The sequence below is a fragment of the Streptomyces carminius genome (assembly GCF_002794255.1).
In the GTDB taxonomy this organism is placed as follows: domain Bacteria; phylum Actinomycetota; class Actinomycetes; order Streptomycetales; family Streptomycetaceae; genus Streptomyces; species Streptomyces carminius.
Map to the genome: position 1 here is coordinate 1 of NZ_PGGW01000028.1, position 1,772 is coordinate 1,772.

Annotated in this window: 2 protein-coding genes; both read right to left on the minus strand. The window is 65.0% G+C overall.

The window, feature by feature from the left end; all coding sequences use genetic code 11:
* Positions 1-989, minus strand: a 989-nt coding sequence (locus tag CUT44_RS08635) for an ABC transporter ATP-binding protein (RefSeq protein ID WP_100201593.1), incomplete at its 3' end; no start/stop codon positions are given.
* Positions 982-1,772 (minus strand): ABC transporter ATP-binding protein (locus CUT44_RS08640; protein WP_100201592.1); only part of this gene is annotated, 791 nt, incomplete at its 5' end. The genes CUT44_RS08635 and CUT44_RS08640, both read right to left, overlap by 8 nt.

The following is a 1,772-nucleotide window of genomic DNA, read 5'->3' on the forward strand; positions in this document are numbered from 1 at the left end:
TCACTGCCCGCGAAGCGTTCGGGCACCGCCAGCAGCGGCACCTCCTGCGCACACCGCTCCTGCGCCTTCCAGCACCGGGTACGGAACCGACACCCCGACGGCGGATCCGCCGGCGAGGGCACATCCCCCGACAAGATGATCCGCTCCCGCCGCTCCCGCCCCCGCGGATCCGGCTGCGGCACCGCCGACAACAACGCCTGCGTATACGGATGCGTCGGATGATCATAGATCTCCGCATCCGAACCGACCTCCGCCATCTTCCCCAGATACATCACCCCCACCCGATCCGAGATATGCCGCACGATCGACAGATCATGCGCAATGAAGATGTACGACAGATCGAACTCCTCCTGCAGCCGCTCCATCAAATTCACCACCTGCGCCTGCACCGACACATCCAGCGCCGAGACCGGCTCATCACAGATGATCACCTCAGGATTCAGCGCCAACCCCCGCGCGATCCCGATCCGCTGCCGCTGCCCACCCGAGAACTGATGCGGATACCGGTTGATGTACTCCGGATTCAACCCCACCACATCCAGCAACTCCCGCACCCGCCGCCGCCGATCCCCCTTCGGCGCCACCTCCGGATGAATATCGAACGGCTCCCCGACGATATCCCCCACCGTCATCCGCGGATTCAACGACGTGTACGGATCCTGGAACACCATCTGAATGTTCCGCCGCACCGCCTTCAACGCCCGACCCGACAACCGCGTGATGTCCTCACCCCTGTACCGGATCTCCCCCGCCGTCGGACGCTCCAGACCCATCAACACCTTCGCCACCGTCGACTTGCCACACCCCGACTCACCGACGATCCCCAGCGTCTCCCCCTGAAACAGCGTGAACGACACATCATCCACCGCCCGCACCGCACCCACCCGACGCCGGAACACCACACCCCGCGTCAGCGGAAAATGCTTCACCAACCCCCGCACCTCAAGAACCGGCTCCTTCTCCCGAGTGGTACCACCAGGTTCAGCCATGGATGGTCTCCTCCCAGAAGTGGCAGGCACTGCGGCGCCCGGTCAACTCGGTGCCGTCCGACTCGGTCACCCGGTACAGCGGCGGCACATCCACCCGGCACACCTCCCGCGCCCGCGGACACCGCGGATTGAACGCACACCCGGACGGAATACTCGTCAGACTCGGCGGCAGCCCCTGAATCGCATACAGCTCCCGCCCCTTGTGATCCAGCCGCGGAATCGAATCCAAAAGACCCCGCGTATACGGATGCGCCGGACGCTCGTACAACTCGTGCACCGGAGCCGTCTCCACGATCCGCCCCGCGTACATCACCGCGATCTTGTCCGCCACATCCGCCACCACCCCCAGATCATGCGTGATCAGGATCAGCCCCATGTGATACTCCCGCTGCAACTCCCCCAGCAGCTCCATCACCTGGGCCTGCACCGTCACATCCAGCGCCGTCGTCGGCTCGTCCGCGATGATCAGATCCGGCTCCAGCGCCAACGCCATCGCAATCATGATCCGCTGCCGCATACCACCGGAGAACTGATGCGGATAATCGTTCACCCGCGCCCGCGCCGCCGGAATCCGCACCCGGTCCATCAACTCCACCGCCCTCGCCTTCGCCTCCTTCCGCGAAAGCCCGCGATGGACCCGGAACATCTCCCCCAACTGGAAACCCACGCTGTACACCGGATTCAACGCCGACAACGCGTCCTGGAAGATCATCGCGATCTTCCGTCCCCGCACCCGGCGCCGCTCCTCCTCCGGCAGCTTCAGCAGGTCCCGCCCCTGGAAGA